At 36.3% G+C, this 20574-nt stretch carries 20 protein-coding genes; 6 read left to right on the forward strand and 14 right to left on the reverse strand.

What is annotated here, in order from left to right; genetic code table 11:
* Positions 1-65: 65 nt before the first annotated feature.
* The 5 genes from ACQV2X_RS02440 to ACQV2X_RS02460 form a co-directional block, all read right to left on the reverse strand.
* The gene (locus ACQV2X_RS02440; protein ID WP_428873159.1) at positions 66-890 is read right to left on the reverse strand and encodes a metal ABC transporter permease; all 825 of its coding nucleotides are present in this window, start codon (positions 888-890) and stop codon (positions 66-68) included.
* A complete protein-coding gene (locus tag ACQV2X_RS02445; RefSeq protein WP_428873158.1) occupies positions 848-1543 on the reverse strand; it encodes a metal ABC transporter ATP-binding protein in 696 nt (231 codons plus the stop codon). Before ACQV2X_RS02445 ends, ACQV2X_RS02440 begins: the two co-directional genes overlap by 43 nt.
* Before the next feature lie 23 nt (positions 1544-1566).
* Positions 1567-2502 carry a metal ABC transporter solute-binding protein, Zn/Mn family gene (locus ACQV2X_RS02450; protein ID WP_428873157.1) on the reverse strand — a complete coding sequence of 312 codons (936 nt, stop codon included), beginning with the start codon at positions 2500-2502 and terminating at the stop codon, positions 1567-1569.
* A gap of 151 nt (positions 2503-2653) precedes the next feature.
* Positions 2654-3859, reverse strand: coding sequence for a YcjF family protein (locus ACQV2X_RS02455; RefSeq protein ID WP_428873156.1), 1206 nt, complete (start codon positions 3857-3859; stop codon positions 2654-2656).
* Between the two features lie 20 nt (positions 3860-3879).
* Entirely contained in the window at positions 3880-4578 is a 699-nt protein-coding gene (locus tag ACQV2X_RS02460; protein ID WP_428892356.1) for a zinc metallopeptidase, read from the reverse strand.
* Positions 4579-4954: 376 nt separating this feature from the next.
* On the opposite strand from ACQV2X_RS02460, the gene ACQV2X_RS02465 reads away from it, so the two are divergent.
* Both ACQV2X_RS02465 and ACQV2X_RS02470 read left to right on the forward strand, forming a co-directional pair.
* Positions 4955-5206, forward strand: a complete 252-nt coding sequence (locus ACQV2X_RS02465; RefSeq protein ID WP_428892398.1) for a helix-turn-helix domain-containing protein — start codon at positions 4955-4957, stop codon at positions 5204-5206.
* A gap of 422 nt (positions 5207-5628) precedes the next feature.
* A complete protein-coding gene (locus ACQV2X_RS02470; RefSeq protein WP_428873154.1) occupies positions 5629-6036 on the forward strand; it encodes a transposase in 408 nt (135 codons plus the stop codon).
* 65 nt (positions 6037-6101) lie between these two features.
* Here ACQV2X_RS02470 and ACQV2X_RS02475 read toward each other — a convergent pair whose 3' ends face one another.
* Positions 6102-7412 carry a uracil-xanthine permease family protein gene (locus tag ACQV2X_RS02475; RefSeq protein ID WP_428873153.1) on the reverse strand — a complete coding sequence of 437 codons (1311 nt, stop codon included), beginning with the start codon at positions 7410-7412 and terminating at the stop codon, positions 6102-6104.
* Positions 7413-7639: 227 nt separating this feature from the next.
* Between ACQV2X_RS02475 and ACQV2X_RS02480 the strand changes: the two genes are divergently transcribed.
* Positions 7640-8323, forward strand: coding sequence for a hypothetical protein (locus tag ACQV2X_RS02480; protein WP_428873152.1), 684 nt, complete (start codon positions 7640-7642; stop codon positions 8321-8323).
* A 44-nt stretch (positions 8324-8367) separates the two neighbouring features.
* Here ACQV2X_RS02480 and ACQV2X_RS02485 read toward each other — a convergent pair whose 3' ends face one another.
* Complete coding sequence (locus ACQV2X_RS02485; protein ID WP_428873151.1) at positions 8368-9645, reverse strand: RNA polymerase subunit sigma-54; 1278 nt, start codon at positions 9643-9645, stop codon at positions 8368-8370.
* Positions 9646-9887: 242 nt separating this feature from the next.
* Here ACQV2X_RS02485 and pepD point away from each other — a divergent pair, with 242 nt between their 5' ends.
* On the forward strand, positions 9888-11303 hold the full coding sequence (gene pepD, locus ACQV2X_RS02490) for a beta-Ala-His dipeptidase (RefSeq protein ID WP_428873150.1): 1416 nt from the start codon (positions 9888-9890) through the stop codon (positions 11301-11303).
* A 58-nt stretch (positions 11304-11361) separates the two neighbouring features.
* Here the strand turns inward: pepD and ypfJ are convergent, their stop codons facing one another.
* From ypfJ to ACQV2X_RS02525, 7 genes are all read right to left on the reverse strand, one after another.
* Positions 11362-12303: a KPN_02809 family neutral zinc metallopeptidase gene (ypfJ, locus tag ACQV2X_RS02495; RefSeq protein WP_428873149.1), complete on the reverse strand. Its 942-nt coding sequence runs from the start codon at positions 12301-12303 to the stop codon at positions 11362-11364.
* 17 nt (positions 12304-12320) lie between these two features.
* Positions 12321-13880 (reverse strand): cardiolipin synthase, encoded by a 1560-nt coding sequence (gene cls / locus ACQV2X_RS02500; RefSeq protein WP_428873148.1) that lies wholly within the window; start codon positions 13878-13880, stop codon positions 12321-12323.
* A gap of 20 nt (positions 13881-13900) precedes the next feature.
* A complete protein-coding gene (tkt, locus tag ACQV2X_RS02505; RefSeq protein WP_428873147.1) occupies positions 13901-15901 on the reverse strand; it encodes a transketolase in 2001 nt (666 codons plus the stop codon).
* Positions 15902-15918: 17 nt separating this feature from the next.
* Positions 15919-16539, reverse strand: coding sequence for a hydrolase (locus ACQV2X_RS02510; RefSeq protein WP_428873146.1), 621 nt, complete (start codon positions 16537-16539; stop codon positions 15919-15921).
* A 30-nt stretch (positions 16540-16569) separates the two neighbouring features.
* Complete coding sequence (locus ACQV2X_RS02515; RefSeq protein WP_428873145.1) at positions 16570-16779, reverse strand: hypothetical protein; 210 nt, start codon at positions 16777-16779, stop codon at positions 16570-16572.
* Between the two features lie 100 nt (positions 16780-16879).
* Positions 16880-17617, reverse strand: a complete 738-nt coding sequence (gene pgeF, locus ACQV2X_RS02520; RefSeq protein WP_428873144.1) for a peptidoglycan editing factor PgeF — start codon at positions 17615-17617, stop codon at positions 16880-16882.
* Complete coding sequence (locus tag ACQV2X_RS02525) at positions 17610-18266, reverse strand: NUDIX hydrolase (protein WP_428873143.1); 657 nt, start codon at positions 18264-18266, stop codon at positions 17610-17612. Before ACQV2X_RS02525 ends, pgeF begins: the two co-directional genes overlap by 8 nt.
* A gap of 200 nt (positions 18267-18466) precedes the next feature.
* Between ACQV2X_RS02525 and ACQV2X_RS02530 the strand changes: the two genes are divergently transcribed.
* Together ACQV2X_RS02530 and ACQV2X_RS02535 are read left to right on the forward strand one after the other, a co-directional pair.
* Positions 18467-18736 carry a type B 50S ribosomal protein L31 gene (locus tag ACQV2X_RS02530; RefSeq protein WP_428873142.1) on the forward strand — a complete coding sequence of 90 codons (270 nt, stop codon included), beginning with the start codon at positions 18467-18469 and terminating at the stop codon, positions 18734-18736.
* A gap of 193 nt (positions 18737-18929) precedes the next feature.
* A complete protein-coding gene (locus ACQV2X_RS02535) occupies positions 18930-20507 on the forward strand; it encodes an AbgT family transporter (protein WP_428873141.1) in 1578 nt (525 codons plus the stop codon).
* Positions 20508-20574: the final 67 nt, after the last annotated feature.

Genomic DNA, 20574 nt, shown 5'->3' on the forward strand with positions numbered 1-20574 from the left:
TTGTTTAAACAACGTTTATAGTGGTTTTTCGGTTTGAGACTTATGATACAGCCCCTTAAAAATTATCAATGCTTATGTTTGCGTAAGTATCTTTGTAGGCTTTGAACAACAGCTACTAAAACGAATATCAAAATAAATATTAAAGTAATAGATGCTCCAGGAGGGGTGTCTAATCTGTAGGAAGCGAATAATCCCAAGTAAATTCCCACGATGTTTATCACAAAACCAATCGCTATTGCTTGTTCAAAGGACCTAGAAAGTCTAATAGCTGTTGAAGAAGGAATCACAATTAATGCTGATACTAATAAAACACCAACAATTGGCATCATAATGGAAATAGCAACCCCTGTTAAAATTGAAAAACAAGTTGAAATAAAACGAACCGGCAGTCCTGCTGTTTTAGCAGTAGCTTCATCAAAAGATATAATATAAAGTGGTTTTCTAAAAATTAGATATAAGCATAAAATCACCAGCGCTAGTCCAATTAATAAATAAACCTCTTGGTCTTGAATTAAGATAATCGATCCAAACAGATATTGGTCTACTTTAAATACACCACTATTGGAATTAAAGCTTAGAAGAAACAAGGCTAAAGCCATACCAGTGGACATCATTAAAGCCACAGATATTTCAGTGAAATGTCTATACACCGTTCTAAGATACTCAATTCCCAATGAAGCAATCACAACAATCACTATGGTCGAGTATGTAGGTTGGATACCTAGTATAATTCCTAAAGCAACTCCAGCTAAAGAAATATGAGATAAGGTATCTGCCATTAAAGATTGCCTTCTGAGAATGAGGAAGAGACCTAAAATAGGTGTTATAAAGGACATGGCTAATCCTGCTATAAAGGCGCGTTGGATGAAGTCATACTGAAACATCTCCAAGGAGAACCCTCCTCTCTAATTAAGCGAATTTCACGATCATAGAAGCCTTCAATTTCATCATCAGCATGTGTCACCATCATGATGGATTTACCATGATGCTTGGTAAGATGTTGCAAAAGTTGATAGAACTTTCGGCGTGATTGGCTATCCATACCGTTTGTCGGTTCATCTAAAACATATAAATCTGGATCCAATGCAAAAATGCGCGCTAAAATAATCCGCTGTTTTTGGCCGCCTGAAAGTTGCCCGATTAATTTATCTCGCATATTCGCCATACCCACTGCTTCAAGGGCACGATCAACGTGTTCATAATCTTCAGCATCTAAAGATTTAAACCATCTATTTTGACTGTAACGACCCGACTCTATAAAGCGCTGAACCGTGCTAGGGAAGCCTGAATTAAAGGCGGAAATGTTTTGTGCAACATAACCCAACGATAGCTTATCTCCTGCTTTATTTTTTTTGGCAATACTTATTTCTCCTGTTGCTGGCTTTAACAGACCGATAATATTTTTAACTAACGTTGACTTAGCCGCTCCATTTTCTCCCGTTAAAATAACAAATTCTCCGGATGCGATATCAAAAGTGATATTATTCAAAACTTTTTCTTCTTCATAATAAAAAGACAAGTTTTTAACGGATAACACCTTCATTTTTGGCCTCCTTACACTAGTTTCTAATTTTGAAGTAGTTGTTCAAGATTTTTACGCATTAATGTAAAATAGTTTTCCCCTGCTGCTGCCTCTTCCTCAGAAACTAATTCCAAAGTTCTTAAGGGCAGTAATTCTGCTTTAGTAGAGCTTGCTACTGTTTGAGCAATCTTAGAATCAATAGCAGGGTCAACATAGATTTTGTTCACTTGTTTTTCTGCTAATAGCTTTTGCATTTCAGCAATTTGTTTGGCTGAAGGTTCTTGATCTGAAGAAAGTCCTCCAATTGAAATTTGCTCTAAACCATAGGCCTGAGCTAAATAGCTAAAAGCTTTATGTTGAACCACGATGGTTTTATTTTCTAAATCTTTTAATTTAGTCTGAAATTCTGTATTTAATGCTTCAAGTTTTTCAACCAAAGCCTTACAGTTCTCTTCATAGACCTTCTGATTATCAGGATCTATTTCTATCATTGCCTCTTTAATGTTTTTGGCTTGTTGACTATAAACCATTGGGTCTAACCAGGTATGAGGGTCAAATTCATGAACGTGTCCTTCGTGACCATGCTCTTCACCTTCATGATCGTGCTCTTCACCATCACCGGATAACAAATCAATGCCGTCGGTTGATTCTAAAACTTTGGTAGTATCTAAATCAACTAAAGACATTAAATCCTTTATAAAAAATTCCATTTCATCATCTTGATAAATAAATAGATCACTTTCTTGAACTTTAATTGCAGCTTGTGCACTTGCTTCATAAGCGTGAGCATCTTGATTGGCATCTAGTAGCATAGAAACCTCCATTTTATCTCCTGCTATTTCTGAAGCCAAAAAGTACACTGGATAAAAAGTGGCCATAACTTTTGGCCTATCTTGTGCAGAAACAATTTTAAAAGTTGTATGACCTACCATCGCTAGACTTAAAAAGATAGTAGCTATTATTTTCATTAGTTTATTCATATTATTTTACCCTCCGTTTAAATAGTAATAGTTACATATATCTTTATGTATAGTATCTTCCTACTAGAAGTTTGTCAAGGTAAATTTTAAGATATAATTCACTAAAAAAGCGGTAAGTCCTCTATTAAGAAGGCAAACCGCTAAATTGATATTACTCGTATTGATCTAAACTGTTAGTCATCCATTCTGGTAATGAATCTTTGACCTTGTCGGGAAATCGATGACTGATTGTTTCGAGCTCCTGACCAAATGTCTTGCGCATCAAAGCTGTTATCTCCTTAGGTAATAACTGTTTCCCTTGGTTCTCTGCAAGCGTTATCTGCTTTAGTATTTCAATGTATGAATAAGCTAATGCTAGAGTAACAGTTGAGGCAGTAAAACCATTAACCATTCCTCCTGTAACTGATCCCACTCCTGGCACCCATTTAGCAGCTGACGAAGCTAGGTACTTACCCACCATACTCGCTAAACCTGTCCCTCCTACCCCAGCCATCATACTAACAATTTGTTTTTTATCGATAGACAAGCCGAATATACTAGTAATGTGAGCTAGCATTGTAATTTGGATAGGAACTAAAAGAGCTGAGTCAGCAATCGGTAAGGGGGTTAGACCAATTCCAAAAGTTGTTTTCATATACTTGTTTGCCCAACTTCTAGATTGAGCTATTTTTAAAGCCAAGTCTACTCGTTGGGCATTAATAAAAGCCTTCTCTACCTCTTCTGGAACAAACTCATAACTATGTTTAGTCAACTCTTCTAAGCCATAAGCTTTAATTTTTTGGCCACCTGCTAATTCAAAGTCTTTGGCTAAAACAGGAATAACCACTTTGACTTGAGGGACTGCTTTTTTAACAGAATCTTTAAAGCCTTTAATATCCTCACCAATTGCTTGTGTTAAGACCACAATAACCGGCAGTTCTTGAGCCAGCATTGCAATTAGGGTAATTTCTTGCGGTTCAATTCTTGCCATCGTCGCATTGATACAATAGTAAACCAAGTGAATAGGCTCTACCGCATCGCCTTTTTTAGCGTCCTTTACTAAATGAAGTAAGTGTTGGATACTTTCATCTTGCGACTTTGAATGTAACTCTAATCCTTTAGTATCATAGATAACTAGTGGTAAGCCTTTTTTAGTTATTTTCTGGACCTTTTGAGTCACTGGAAGACCTACTCCTGTTGAAGCAATATTTTCTCTAAAAAGAGCGTTCACAAGAGTGGATTTTCCCGATCCCGTTTTACCAGCGAGTAAAATGCGAATGGGCTCCATCTTTTCCACTTCCTGATCTGCTTGCCTTAATAGATCAAGTGCTAAGTTAAGATTTAAAGGACTAGTCTTAAATTTCTTCCATAAATCCATAATTCGCCTCCATCTATGCCTTAATTCCTACGCGAGCGATTAGATAAAATTATTAGCCTTAAAATTTGTAAAGCCGTTGAAAAAGTAGCCGCTATATAAGTAAAGGCTGCTGCATTCAAAACTTTACGAGCAGCGGGCAACTCCCCTTGAGTGAAGATATCTAGCTGTTCCAAAGAAATTAAAGCCCGTTTACTTGCATCTAGTTCAACTGGTAAAGTTACTATTTGAAATAATAAAGCCGTTGATAGTGCAATGATACCAATTGTTACCAATCCCATCATTTGGAAAAGAAAACCCAAAATGATAATTGGCATACCAATCATTGAGCCAAATTGTGATACAGGAACTAAAGCTGATCTTAATTTTAGAAATTGGTAGTTCTTAGCATCTTGCACGGCATGACCACACTCGTGAGCTGCAACTGCTACCGCTGCTACAGAGCTGTTGCTATAAGTAGCTTCCGATAATCTTAAGATTTTCTCTTTGGGACTGTAGTGGTCTGTTAAGTTCCCAGCTACTCTTTCAACTCTCACATCTTGAATTTGATTTGCTTGCAGAATTAATTCCGCGGCTTCTTGTCCACTTATATTACGCTCACTCATTAATTCGCTGTATTTAGCAAAGGTTGATTTAACCTTCCATTGAGCATACATTACAATAGCCATACCTATTAGTATTAAAATATATGTTGAATCAAAATAAAAACCGTAGGGGTACATTGAATTCCTCCTTTAAAGTTCAAACACTATAAACAGTATTCTATCAAAACTTCCTTTGGTTTTCTATTTTAGTAACTTTTAGATGAAAATTTCCCAGTCCTGATACTTAAATTAAAAAACATTTAGAAATGTACTGACCCCTTAAACCCGAACAAGGATTTAGGGGGGGTTGTATGGCAAAATATAATTTTGAATTTATATTATAGTTAGTAAGAGAAATCGAAGAAGGATATGAAAGAAAATTTCTTTCAAGAAGGTCTGGAGTCAAAGCTTCAAACGTTTCTAATTGGATAAGACAAGATAAAATGTATGGAGAAAATGGACTTAGAAAATCTATGTCTAAAACTAAATACAGCGGAGAATTAAAAAATCTGTAATAAAATATAGGCAATACAATGAACTATCCTATAGAGAAACAGCAGAGTACTTTAAAATTAATAATCCTTCAATAATTGCTAATTGGAAAAGAAAATATAAACAAGAAGGTTTTGAAGGATTCAATGCTAATGAAGGAAGACCTATAAAGAATGGGGATACGACTATGTCTAAAAACACCGATAAATCAAATGAAATTAAGAAGTTAAAAAAATCAAAGAGAAGAATTAATAGAGCTAAGGCAAAGAAATGAATATCTTGAAGCAGAAATACTCTATCTAAAAAAGTTAGATGACTTAATTCAAAAGAAAAAATCTCAAACAAAAAAAAGACAAAAATAGTACTTGAAATAGGCTAGTTAAACCGGATATTAAGTTAAAAATATGGCTTGATATAGCAAAACTACCAAGAACATCTTTCTACGAATGGAAAGAAAAGCAAGATAGAGTTAACCATAAAAGAGTATTAAGAATCATGAAAGTTAGTAAACTTCTATGTAAAAAATTCCACACAAGAACAATGAAATATAGCTCATATAGAGGAGAAATAGGTAGGATAGCAGATAACAAATTAAATAGAAACTTCAAAGTAGAAAAAGCTAATGAAGTATGGGTGAGTGATATAACAAAACTTAAAGTTAAATCTTCTGAAAACAGGTTATAACTATCACCAATAATGGATTTATTTAACTGTGAAATAATATCATATCATTTAAATATATCACCTACTGTATATTTTACCAATAAGTCCTTAGAAGATGCTGTAAAGAAACTTCCACAAGATCACCATTTAATAGTTCATACAGATCAAGGATTTCATTATCAACCTAAGTCATGGGTAAAAAACCTTGAAGATAACACTATAAAACAAAGTATGTCAAGACGAGCTAATTGTCTAGACAATTCGCCTATGGAAAACTTCTTTGGGCTTCTAAAACAAGAAATATTTTATGCGGTTAAGTATGATAGTATAGATGAATTAGCTGAAGAAATAAAAAGATCTATTTATTGGTATAACCATCATAGGCTAAAAGAAAAATTAAACGGCCTTTCACCTATTGAATATAGGTTGCAGGCCGCATAATTAATTTTAATATTATTGTTCGTGTTTATGGGTTCACATCAAAATTCTAAATGCTTAATTATTTTTTATTTTAATTCAGGTAACATAGCATTCAAAGTAATTCCTACCAGTGCACTTAAGGCTGTTCCGGAAACAACAAATGAGCCTCCCAAATCTAAAACAGCTCCCCCCAATCCGATAACCAACATAGCTGAAGCAATAATTAAATTTCTAGATTGTGAAAAGTCAGTGTGATCTTTTATTAATACCTTCAGACCATTACTAGCAATCACACCATACAATAGAATCGACATTCCTCCCAATACTGCGGAAGGTATTGATGCCACTAAAGCATTAAATTTGCCAAAGAAAGATATCAAAACAGCTAGAAAAGCTGCATTTCTAATGACACTAACAGATGCAATTCTTGTTAAAGCAATCACACCAGAGTTTTCACCATAAGTTGTGTTTGCAGGACCACCAATTAAAGCTGAAACGAAAGTAGCTAACCCATCTCCTGCTAAAGTTCGGTGTAATCCTGGCTTTGATAAAAAATTACGATCACAAATTTCACTAAGAACCACATGATCACCTGTATGCTCAGCAATGGTAACCAAAGCAATTGGTAAAATCGCCCAGGCTTCTGGTCCAAAATAAAACTTATATTGTTGCCAATTTGCAACAGGTGTAGCAAATGGAAGGGATAAATCCGGCAAACGAATCCAACTAGCTTCTATTACGGGAGTATAATCAACGATTCCAACCATTAACGAAAGAAGATAGCCGCCAATAATAGCGATTAAGAATGGAATTACTTTAAAGAAGCCTTTACCAAATATCTGCATGTAAACTGAAATGAGTAGCGTTCCTACTGAAACGAAAATGTTTCGCCAATCCCCACCCGATACAAAGCCAGCATTATTTACTGCAGAAGAAGCTAATCCTAAACCGATAACAATAATCATCGGCCCAATAACAATCGGTGGTAATATTTTATTCAACCAATCGGTGCCGGTATACTTGATTACTCCAGCAATCACAACGTAAAATAAACCGACCATCATGATTCCAGTTTGCGCTGCAGAAACATCCCCACCTAGTTGTTCCATTGCTAAAGCCATGGCAGCAATATAAGCAAAAGAGGATCCCAAATAAACAGGCACCTCCCCTTTTGTTATAGTAAGGTAAATCAATGTTCCTATCCCACTTGCTAACAAAGCAGTTGAAACAGATAGCCCTAAAATTAAGGGAACTAAGATCGTTGCTCCAAACATAGCAAAAACATGTTGAAAACTTAATAATAATCCTTTGGTAAACTCCGGCTTTTCGTGAGGTTGCAGCAATAGCGTCATTTTATCTTTTGAATTTTCCATTTTAATCTCCTTATATGAAGGCATAAAAAAGAGCCCTTTATTTGAAAATAAGGACTTAAAATACTCAGTAGACTTTGGCATCCTCGCTGGAATGCATTAAAAGTCCTTACATTTCTAATCGATTTTATCATTGTTTGACCAAGTTGTCACACTCTTTTTAGGATTTAATTTAGTAATTTGTTATCAACTTGTTACCTAATATCCATATTTTTCTGATACACTGATGGAACGAAACAAAAAGGAATGATTTCATGAAAAAAATACTTAGCCTTATGATTGCATCTCTTTTATTATCTGCCTGTCAGATTTTCCAATACTTTCAAGAACCAACCGCTAATGAGAAAAATGAACAATCAGAATTGGCTGCTTTCTCCCAAGACCAAATAACTAGTCAAACAACTGAAAACCTTGAATCAGAAGATAGCCAAAAGGAGCAAACAGAAAAAAATAAACAGAGCAGTACAGCCCCTCGCTTTTTAAAAGAGAAATTAAGCGTTTCTTCTGATTTCCCTAATTTGACACTTCCAGATGAAGTGCCTCAAGATATTAATCAAGCCATGGAAAGCTATTATCTAAATAATTTTACAAATCAAGAGCAACAAGTTAATAAAAATAAAGTAGCAAGTAAGGATTTGAATCAAATCCTTACACAAATTAATTCGGAGGAAGATTTAAGCCAACTAGATGTTTCTATTGATCAAAGCCAATTCCAAATCAATGGAGAAACAATCTTTATTCCTCGCATCATCGTACCCTTAACTTACCAAGAAGCCGAAAAGATTGCCAGTGATAACGATACACGTTTAATAAACCACGCTTTAACACAAGTAGGAAACCGATTAGTGCTATTAGCTTATTATCGTCCTCAAACAAAGGAACTTATTCCTATGCATCTAGTCAATTCAACACACTCACTCTTTTTCTATCAGCAATAAGCATAAGGTCCCAGCCATTTGTTAAATGGCTGGGACTTTATGTTTTATCCCTTTGCTTGCTTTTTTAGAATGTTTTGACGATAGCGCTCTACTAAACGATGACTGATAATGATTTTTTTATCTGCCAGTTGATCGATAATTTCTTGATCAGAAACATCTTGGCCATGCTTTGTTATAACATCTTGAATAAAAGATTGAATATTTAGAGCAGACAACCCACTACGTCCGACTTTTGCTGAAACATTAATAAAATCCGAAAGTGGAGACACATTCTCTCCATAAGCGAGGTTCTTATTGATAATGATGCGACTGACAATAGACTCAGATAAGCGCAGCTGATGAGCAATGTCTTTAATTAATAAAGGCGTTGGGCTTTTGTCTTCTCCTTTGAGATATTGCAGCTGAGATTGAACGATAATCTTAGTCACTGCAATTAACAATTTCTCTCTAGAGCGAATACTTGATAACATTTGCTGGTAGAATTCCTTATGCGGTTGGATATATTCTTGAAGCTCAGTATTATTTTTAGCTTCCATTTCATCATAATAATCTTGATCAAAAATTAGCCGTGGATAATACTGACGGTTAATGTGAATTTGTATTTCTTCTCCCATGAGTTGCAGTTCAACATCTGGAATCAAATTAATTCGCTCAATTCGTTCATATAATGAAGATGGGCGTGTCCGCAATGTATGGTAATAATTAACAATTTGTTGGATTTCAGCTAGCGTTAAGTTTGTACGCTCCATAATCTCTGCATAATCTTCTTCTAATAATTCAGCAAAATAATTTTCTAATAAAAAATAGGCATGATTTGGCGAATGTTGGTCTTGGTCTGTTTGCAACATTAGACATTCTTTCAAATCATAAGCCCCAATCCCAGTCGGCTCTAATTGTTGAAAAAGAGTAATAGCATCTAAGGCAATCATAGGGTCTATTTGTAGTTTTTTTGCAAGTTCTCCATATTTATAAGGTAAATAGCCACGTTCATCTAAAAAGGGAACCATTTGCACCATAGCATCTCTAATCGGTGTTTGCCTATATAACATAATCTGCTCGAAAAGGAAGGTTTCTAATGTTTGAGGAGAGCTTGGACTTTGAATATCGATATCTGGATCAGCTGCAGGCCTTCTTTCTTGTAAAATCTGGGAAACCTTATGCTCAATAGGGTATTCAAACTCTATAAACGGATTATCCAAAAACTTTTCTTCAAAATAATAGGTTAGCTGTTCGCCATTTAAGTCTAAAATTTCTAAAAGTAATGGATTTTGTGTGACTTCTTCTTGTGTAAGCGATCGAAAAATTTTTACTTCTTCTGACATCTAATCACCTTCTTTCTGACTTTTATCATTCTCTCTCTATTATAGCTAATGCTTAGAATTTCGTCTAATCATAATTCTTGTACTAGCACAATTTAATGTGCTTAAATTATTTAAAAAGACTAAAATTTTAAAAATAATTTTGAAAACCTTTGTATCTGCTTTTTTTTAGTTTTATAATCAACTTAGAAGCCATTTGATAGCGTTTGATTTTGTCGACGCTTAAGATGAAAGGAGAAATTAAATTGTTAGAAAATCTACAACCTAATCGAGTCTTCCACTACTTTGAAGAGTTAACCAAAATACCTAGAGAATCTGGTAATGAACAAGCAGTTAGCGACTACCTGTATCATTTAGGAAAAGAATTGGGTTATGAAACTATTCAAGATGAAGCTAATAATATTATTATTAGAAAGCCAGCCCATCCCGACTATATGGATCATGAACCAATCATCATTCAAGGACATATGGATATGGTGGCTGAAAAGGCAGAAGGCATAAAACACGACTTTGCCAAAGACCCTATTCCATTGGCAGTGGAAGGGGATTGGGTTAAAACCAAAGGGACAACCTTAGGAGCAGATGATGGAATTGCAGTAGCTATGGGTCTAGCAATCATTGAAGACAAAGAAGCTAAACACCCTGCTCTTGAATTGCTGGTTACTACGGATGAGGAAACCACCATGTCTGGTGCACGAGCTGTAAAAAAAGAAAATATTCGTGGCAAAAAATTAATTAACATTGATGCAGAAGAAGAAGGCATCTTACTGGCCGGTTGTTCTGGTGGCCATAACCTTATTGGTAAGCAAAAACTTAAATATCAAGCTCGCCAGTTAAAAAACACTTTTGAATTAACCATTAATAATATGTTAGGTGGACATTCAGGAATGGAAATCCACCAAAAAAGAGGAAACTCCATTAAATTTGCCTTACAGGCTATGAACTTAATTAAAGAGGTGTCCGACTATGAATTAGTGTCGATTGTCGGCGGATCAAAACATAACGCGATACCCCGCGATGCAAGAGTAGTATTTGCATCAGATGAAGAAGATTATTCCATTGATTTTACAAACTTAATCGCTAAATATCCTCTTGATAAAGACATGCAAGTAACCATTAAAAAAATTGATAATATAGATGAGGTCTTATCGGCACAAAGCCAAGAAAATATTGAGCAATTTATCGCTGAAGTCCCACACGGTGTCTATAGTATGATGGAAGAATATCCTGATATTGTTGAGTGTTCTAACAATCTCGCTATCTTTGATATTCAAGATCGTCAATTAAAAGTCACTATTTCCCTTAGAAGTTCGAATCCTGAATCTTTTGATAAACATACTGAAAATGTGACAAAAATCTATCAAAAAAATGGATTTGATGTGATTGAAGCAGATTATTATCAAGCTTGGGAATTTGCAAAAGAGTCTAGTCTTAGAGAGACTGCCCTAGAAGCATTTAAAGAGACTTTTAATAAAGAAATGAAAGTTGAGGTTGTCCATGCTGCTCTTGAACCGGCTGTTTTTACAGATACTTTCCCTGAAATGGAAATGATTGCAGTAGGCCCTACGATGAAAGACGTGCATAGCCCTAATGAAAGACTTTCGATTTCTTCAACTGAAAGAACCTTTAAATTTATCAACAAATTGCTTGAAAAGCTTTAGAGAAAAGCTTTAGAACAAAAAGAACGCTTTATGAAAATTCATAAAGCGTTCTTTTTTGTTAAATATCACCATTAAAGGTATCTGCTTCTTGGAAATCACCAGCATATTTATAGCCTCTAGCAAACCATTCTTGTCTTTGCTTAGATGTTCCATGAGTAAAGGAATCAGGAACTACATACCCCATCGTTTCTTTTTGTAAAGTATCATCCCCTACTGAAAAGGCTGCTTGAAGTGCTTCTTCAATGTCTCCTTCATCTAAGATACCTTGCTCATCAGCATAGCGTGCCCAAGCTCCTGCATAATAATCTGCTTGCAATTCTAAGCGAACCGTTAATTCATTCTTAACGCCTGGATTTTGTTGAGCCAGTTTCTGATAATCATCCATTGTCCCTAGCTGTTGTTGGACATGATGCCCCACTTCATGAGCCAGAACATAAGCCATCGCAAAGTCTCCTGGAGCGCCATATTTATTAGCTAATTCACGATAAAAACTAACATCTATATAGATAGCTTGGTCACCTGGACAGTAGAAGGGGCCTGCAGAACTTTGGCCAAATCCACATCCACCAGTATTTGTTCCTTCTGTGTAAAGGACTAATTTTGGTCTTTTATAAGTTAAATCGTATTCAGCGAACTTTTCAGTCCAAAAATCTTCGGTATTAGCTAATACTACTGAAAGAAACTCTCCTTCTTCATCAGTTATTTGATTGTTAGAGTCGGACTTTTCACTAGCATCTTCAAAAACGACACCTGAATCACCGTAGTTGCGATTCGTTGGTTGCCCGCCTCCTAACAAAGAAGATCCTCCTGTAAAAAAGGAAATAAGCAAGATTCCTATCAAAATCCATTTAAATTTCCCTTTTGACATCAATAACATCATTAGGAGATTACCACTCATACCACCCGAACGGCCTGAGCCCATTCCTCCGCCAAAAGAACTTCCGCCTTGGCTTCGACGGTCTTCAACATTTTTACTTCGTCTTAAATCTTCCCATCTCATTTTCGGCCTCCTTAATACTAGACGAATGGAGCTAACAATCTCAATAATGCGTCGATAATCCTTCCAGCAATCGAACGTCTTAGGTGCTTCATCCGAATTAATTCAGCCACACTCTGTGCCTGAATAAAGTCATCTTTAATCGCTTTTATTTCTGGATGATAGTATAGCAAGGTAGCCGTTTCAAAATGAAGATATAGTGAACGATAATCTAAATTAAGGGTACCGACTATCGCCACCCGATCATCTGAAACGAATGACTTAGCATGTAGAAAGCCGGGAGTATATTCATAAATTTTTACTCCACCTTCTATCAAAGGACGATAGAAAGACCTAGTAATTCGATAAACTAATTTTTTATCAGGAATTCCTGGTGTCATCAAGCGCACGTCCACACCCCTTTTAGCTGCTAAAGTCATAGCCGTTTGTAACTCATAGGAAATAATTAAATAGGGAGTAAAAATATAAACATAACGCTCTGCGGTGTTGAGAATCTCACGATAGACATTTTCACCTATTACTTCACTATCTAAAGGTGTATCACTAAAGGGTTGGACATAGCCGCTGGACTCATTACCTTCGATAATACTTAAACTTTCATCTAAACTGGCTTGGTCAGTAAATTTTTTATCATCTGAATCTTCAGTTACGTAGGCATTCCACATAGTTAAAAACATTTGTGAGATGTTCCATACAGCAGCACCTTTAATACGAATCATAGTGTCTTTCCAATAGCCAAATCGCTCCACCGCATTAATATACTCATCTGCAATGTTTAGACCCCCTGTATAAGCAATCTTATCATCGATAACAATATACTTGCGGTGATCTCGAGTATTGTAAACAAGAGAAACAATTGGCCGCACTGGGTTAAATTTAAGGGCCTTAATATTAAATGCCTCCATTTGTTCGACAAAGTCTTTAGGAAGTCTTAAAAGACAACCGAAATCATCATATATTAAACGTACTTCTACACCTTCTTGAGCTTTTCTTTTAAGCACGTCAAAGATTTGATCAAACATTTGACCTTGTTCAATAATGAAGAATTCAAGAAAAATATGTGAGTGTGCTGACTCTAGGTCTTGAATAAGTGGTTCCATCATTGATTCGCCATTCGCAAAATACTTAACGTCTACCCCCGCAGAAACAGGCATTTTTGCGTAATCATTGACATACTTTGCAATGCCTGCAATCCGTGGATTATCTTGTGCTAGCGACCCTAAGGCATTGGGCACCTTTTTTAAGTCCCTTAAATGATAGCGATTCTGACGATTAAGTCGTTCTGTCATATCTGCCAAAGGTCGTTTGTTACCAGCATAGAGATAAAACAAAGAGCCTATGATAGGTGAAACTGCTAATAACACAATCCATGATAAGCGATAAGCAGGACTTTCGTTCTTATCTAGCAAATAAATGATGATCCCAAAAGATACAATAGTCATAAAGAGGTTTAGCCAAACAGAATAGGCAATTAGATCTTTGACCAATACAACTATCCATATAATCTGGAGAATAGTTAAGGCAGCGATAATTAATAAACGAACAATTAGAGGCTTTGTCTCATTTGTTCTTTTCCCCATACCTTCTCCCCCTTTTAATTTTATAATTCAAAGTGTTTAAGATAAGCTTGAGCGATTTTTTCTGCTGAAAAACCAAAGTGTTCAATGGCTTGGTGGCCTGGAGCTGAGGTACCAAATTCATCAATACTAATGGTTAAGCCATCCATACCAATATATTTATGCCATCCAAAGCTAGATCCCATCTCTATAGAAGCTCGTTTGTCAAGCTGTTTAGGTAGTATCATTTCTTTATACTCGTCACTTTGTTGATCAAAAATATTTTGAGCAGGCATCGAAATAACATTTACATAAACTTCTTTTTCAGCCAATAGTGCTTGAGTTTCAATGGCTACTGAAACTTCAGATCCTGTAGCAATTAAAACACCTTGTGCGTCTTCCTTGGCAGGTGAGATGATATAAGCACCTTTACGAACACCTTCTTCTGCTAATTCATTAGAGTTGTTGATAACCGGTAAGTTTTGACGGCTAAGAACTAATAAAGTAGGTGTTGTTTGAGATTCCACGGCAATCTTCCAAGCCACCATTGTCTCGTTTGCATCTGCCGGTCGGATGACATTAAGATTTGGCATGGCACGAAAAGCTGCTAAATGTTCAATCGGTTCATGTGTTGGCCCATCTTCACCTACAGCAACTGAATCATGTGTTAAAACATAAGTAACGGGTAATTGAGATAAAGCTGACAAACGAATGGCCGCTTTTAAGTAATCTGAGAATACAAAGAATGTCCCACCATAAATTTTATTTCCACCATGCAAAGCAGCTCCATTCATCATGGCAGCCATGGCAAATTCTCTAACACCAAACCAAATGTTTTGTCCTTGTCGACTTCCTGGCATAAAGTCTTCTGTCTCTTTAATCATGGTCTTGTTTGAACCAGAAAGGTCAGCAGAGCCTCCCCATAAATATGAAACTCTAGCTTTTAGGCCTTGAATGGCTGTTCCAGAAGAGCTTCTTGTCGCTTCAGCTTTAGCATTCACATCGAGAAATTTAAGGTCAGCTGCATAATCTTCAGGTAATTCATTTGCAAAAGCTGCTTTTAATTCTTTTGCTAATTCAGGATTAGCTTCTTGATATTGTTCAAATAAATTTTGCCATTCATCTTGAGCTTTTTTTCCACGTTCCACTATTTTTTCATTAAAAACAGATTTAGTCTCTTCGGGCACAGTAAAGGCTGGATAATCATATCCATATTTAGCTTTAGTTTGTGACCAAGCGTCTGCTCCCAATGGCGCTCCGTGAACTTTAGAAGTTCCCTCATTCGGTGACCCAAAACCAATCACTGTTTTTACTTCAATAATTGAAGGTTGGTCGCTTACTTCTTTAGCAACTTCGATTGCTTGAGAAATAGCCTCTAGGTCATTACCATCTTCTACTCTTTGATAATGCCAATTTTGACTCTCAAAACGTTTTTTAATATCTTCCACAAATGATAAGTCTAAGTCACCATCTAAAGAAATATCGTTTGAATCATAGAGAACCACTAATTTGCCTAATTTTTGACGGCCAGCATAAGAGCAAGCTTCATAAGAAATACCTTCCATTAAGTCGCCATCACCCACTAATACATAGGTGTAATGATTAATAACTTGATGTTGGTCCGTATTATATAAAGCAGCCGTATGTTGTTCTGCCATAGCCATACCAACTGCTTGCGCAATTCCTTGACCAAGCGGTCCCGTAGTCGCTTCAACTCCATCAGTATGACGATATTCAGGATGCCCTGGTGTTATAGAACCTAATTGACGGAATTGTTTTAAATCTTCCATTGTAACTTTGAAGCCAGATAAATGTAATAGACTATATAGCATGGCTGAACCATGTCCAGCAGATAGCACAAAACGGTCTCTATTAATCCATTGACTATCTTTAGGATTAATATTCAAATGACTCGACCACAAAGCATAGGCCATTGGCGCTGCTCCAAGTGGTAATCCTGGATGTCCTGAGTTGGCCGCTTCTATTTGGTCAACACTTAAAGCACGAATCGTATTTACAGCAATTTGATCTTTTTTAGAAAACATATTGAACTCCCTTATACTTATTTTAAATTTATTATACCATCTTTCTGCTTAGTTTTTATATCCCGTCTTATTTTATTTTTTTTTTTACGATATTTAGCCATCAATTCAGCGAAGATATCTGCAGAAGCAGGTGGGCTATAGGTAATGGTATTAGCACCTACTTCAAGAGTCTCTAAGATGCTGGGGCCTGTTGGACCTCCTGTAGCTATGATAGGTACAACGTCACCCACTTGTTGACGAATTTCTGCCACTAACTGAGCGGTTCTAGCACCTCCAGAAACATTTAACATATTAGCCCCTGCATTTAATTTCCCAATATCATCATCATGCTCACTTGAAACAGTTGCCACTACAGGATCATCAACCACCTGGGCAATCTGACGGATTAGCTCATTTTCCATTGGTGAATTAACGACTACTCCAAAGACTCTCGCTTGCTCAGATTGAAAGGCTAGTTGAATACTGCGCTCGCCACTGGTCGTTCCTCCTCCTTCTCCGGTAAAAACTGGTACGGATGAGACATTAATCAATGACTGATTAATAGCCATTTGTGGTGTGAAAGGATAAACTGACATAACAGCATGGGCATTTGAGTTTCGAATAAGGGCCACATCTGGCGAAAATAATAAACTCTTCATTCGATGACCAAAAATCCGAATTCCAGAAGCTTAATAGATTTCGTCCGGCATCTCAACTAAGCGATGGCTTAATTTAGATGAAAATTCCGGAACTTGTTTTGTTACTTGCGCCTCCAGCTCTTTGATGACAACCCGACTGTTATTTTCACTATCTATCTCTGTTTGAATGGATTCGTAAGAATAGCCTCGCCCTTTATAATGAGCCATGAAGTCCTCTTTATTAAACTTATCCTCTGCCATATAAAATCTCCAATTCCTTTTAATATCCTTTATTCTAAACAATCCTTAACTAAAAGCTAGAAAAAAGATAAAGAACCAAGCAAAAGCTCGGTTCGTTTTTTTACTTAATCATGGCAAAAAGACCATTCAATTGATAGTCACTGCCTTCTTTGCGCGCAGAGTGAAGCTCGGAAGATAGATAAGTAGAACGCCTATCTACCATTATTCTTTCTTGAGGGATCCCCAAATCTTGAATTAACTTCATGTTAGCATCAGTCATACTCAATTGATACTTGCCCTCTTTTTGACCTGGTTTTATATAAAAAGCATGATTATCCCACTCGGCAAAAGCTTGATAGACTTCCTCGCCCACTTCATAATGATCTTGGTCAATGGAAGGACCAATATAGACCCAAAGATCTTCTAATTTACAAGCAAATTTCTCTTGCATCTTTTTAACAGCCAATTGACTGATTTTTTGCACCGTACTTCTCCAGCCTGAATGAACAATTGCAAAAACTTTTTGGTTGGCATCAAAAATAATGACAGGAGTACAGTCCGCAAACTTTATCATTAAAACTTGCTGAGGCTGATTAGTTAACAAACCATCCGATTGAGGCACTATATGCCCAATTGCAAACGGATTGCTAATTTCTTCTTGAGGAAATGCAACCTTGGGACCATGAACTTGTTCTCCAGTATAGAAACTTTGGAAGTCAAAACCTCCTTTTTCAAGCGCTTTTGTAATTTGTTGGCTTACCGCTGCTTCACCTATTTTAGCGACTCTAAAATTATATTCTGCTCCTGCTAAAAATACTTGTAGACCCATTTTTTCGAATGGCTGAAAAAAATCATTCATTAATTTTTTCCTCCTGAACATTGATATCATAATGATTACGAATGACCTCTGCAAAACATTGTGTCATACTGGCAGTAAATCCCCATAGATACTCTCCACTAGGTAAATTATAAAACGGAATTTTACGTTTTACCACTCTAAATTGATAAGATGCACCATGAGCCATTAAGTGGAAGGGGAAATCTTCCCCTACTTCCGTCAATACAGATGCATCGTAATAAGTTGGATTATTATTTAAGACATAGTCTAAGGGAAGGGTAAACAAATAAGCGACTTCTTTGGCATTCGGACTTATATTATCAAAAGTAATATCTTTAATCAAAGCTACATAAGAATGAATCATTGTTGCATCATGAATCAATCCATCTAACTCTCCAATAACTTCTATGTGTTTACGACTGATATTTAATTCTTCCATCGTTTCCCTAACTGCCGCTGCTTCAAAAGTTTCACCCGCTTCCACCTTTCCTCCCGGAAAAGAAGTATCGCCCGGCTGAGAAATTAAGGAGCTTCTTACTTCATAAAGGAGGTGCCATTCATTTTCTCTTTGAATAAGAGGAATTAAAACAGCATAATGTGTCTTATCTTTAAATTGATTCGGCCGATAATTAGCAAGCGATTGTCTAATCTGTTCTTCTTCTCGTTTCAACTTCTTCCCCCCTCTAAAGTATTTTCATAAATTATAGCACTTTTTATCTCGTTTTCGAAATAAAAGAGATGGGATAGTTCATTATATTCCAAAAAAAGATTGTCAGCACTATAAAATTTTGTTATTATTCTTATGTTGCACCCTGTGCAAAGAATAACTGTAGATTAGCAAATAATTTACGGCAGAAAGGAAGTATACACATGAAAGCAGGCATTCATCCAGAATATCATCCAGTTGTGTTTATGGATACTTCGACAGGTTATAAATTTTTATCAGGATCAACTAAGTCTTCTTCAGAGACAGTTGAATGGGAAGATGGAAACACTTACCCTTTAATCCGGATTGAAATTTCATCTGATTCACATCCATTCTATACTGGACGTCAGAAATTTACACAAGCCGATGGACGCGTCGACAAGTTCAACAAAAAGTTCGGATTTGTGGACAAAAACGCAAAAAAAGAAGACTAATTTTAAACAGCTCAAAAAGCCGACCCAGGTGCTTAAAAGCGCTCCGGTCGGTTTTTATTTGCATTTGTTTTTAGAGACTCATTGATGGCTTTCTATTGTTTTGAAAAGGCCTTGCATCTCTTTAAATAATTTAATAAGATTTATTATTATAATGATTTAAAATATTGTTATAGGAGGAATAATTAATAGTAGTATGGAATCAAATGGAAAGAATAAAAAAAGTTTTGTACAGCGTTCACTAGATTGGGTGGAAAAAGTCGGTAATAAGATGCCGCACCCAGTAGTAATTTTTATCATCTTGTCGGCTATCACTATTTTAATCTCTGACTTGGTTTACCGCTCAGGCGTTTCAGTAGAGTTCTTTGATGCGAAAGCAGATGAAACCAGTACTATAGCAGCCGTCTCACTCTTAAACAGTGATGGCTTACGCTATATATTTGAATCGGCGGTTTCAAACTTTACTAGCTTTGCTCCTTTAGGAACTGTTCTCGTCACCATGTTGGGTGTTGGAATTGCAGAATGGTCAGGCTTAATCGGCTCTGCCTTGACTAAGTTAATTATGAAGGTACCTAATTCACTCTTAACCATAGTGGTTGTTTTTGCCGGTATTATCTCAAATATTGCCTCTGATGCTGGTTACGTAGTGGTTGTGCCACTTGGCGCTATTATGTTTGCTGGTGCTAAGCGTCACCCAATTGCTGGTCTAGCTGCTGCCTTTGCTGGGGTATCGGGCGGATTTTCAGCCAACCTTATGTTTGGACCAACTGATGCCTTATTAGGAGGGATCACTAACGTCGCTTTAAATGCCAGTGGCATTGATTATGAAGTTTCCATTAGTGGTAACTGGTATTTCTTAATCGTCTCTACTGTTTTCTTAACCATTATTGGTACTTTAATAACCGAAAAAATTGTTGAACCACATCTTGGTTCATACCATGGCGACTTTGATAAACATGAAACTAGCGAGCTATCCCTTAAGGAAGAAAAAGGTCTAAAGAATGCCGGGATCGCATTGTTAGTTTCATTAGTCGCGGCTTTTCTACTAATGAACCCTTGGTTTGGTCCCTTCCAATCAATCGATCCTGAGACCGGTCTAAAGACTTTACAACCCTTTATGAATACCGGCTTAATATTTATGGTTTTCTTATTATTTGGTATACCAGGCTATGTATATGGTCGTACAACTGGCAAAATTCAAAATTCTAATGACTTCGTGGAATCAATGATTGAGGCTATGCGATCAATGGCAGGTTTCATCGTAATGGCTTTCTTTGCTTCCCAACTGATTGCTTACTTTACCGAGTCTAATTTGGGAATTATTTTAGCTTCAACAGGTGCAGATTTCTTAAAAAGTCAAAAGATTTCAGGAATTCCTTTAATCCTTGCTTTTATTTTCTTTGCAGCTTTTATCAACTTGTTTATTGGTTCAGCTTCTGCCAAGTGGGCAATCTTAGCTCCTATCTTTGTTCCAATGTTTATTGCCATTAACTTGTCCCCAGAGATGACCCAAATGGCTTATCGTGTGGCTGATTCATCCACTAATATTATTTCACCATTGATGAACTATTTTGCAATGATTCTTGTGTTTATGCAACGATATGATAATAAGAGTGGAATTGGGACCCTTATTTCAACTATGCTACCATACTCTATTGCTTTCTTAATCTTCTGGTCAATCTTATTAATTGTATGGTACAGTCTCAACCTTCCATTAGGACCTGGCGCACCCGTACAAGTTTCAATGATTCAACCTCTATTAGGGCTTTTATAAGATTTCATATAGTCAAAACAGGTGTTTCTTAATTGCTACAAAAACAATCCTACCTAATCAGCGTATA

Source organism: Facklamia sp. P12945 (assembly GCF_050409485.1).
Classification (GTDB): Bacteria; Bacillota; Bacilli; order Lactobacillales; family Aerococcaceae; genus Facklamia.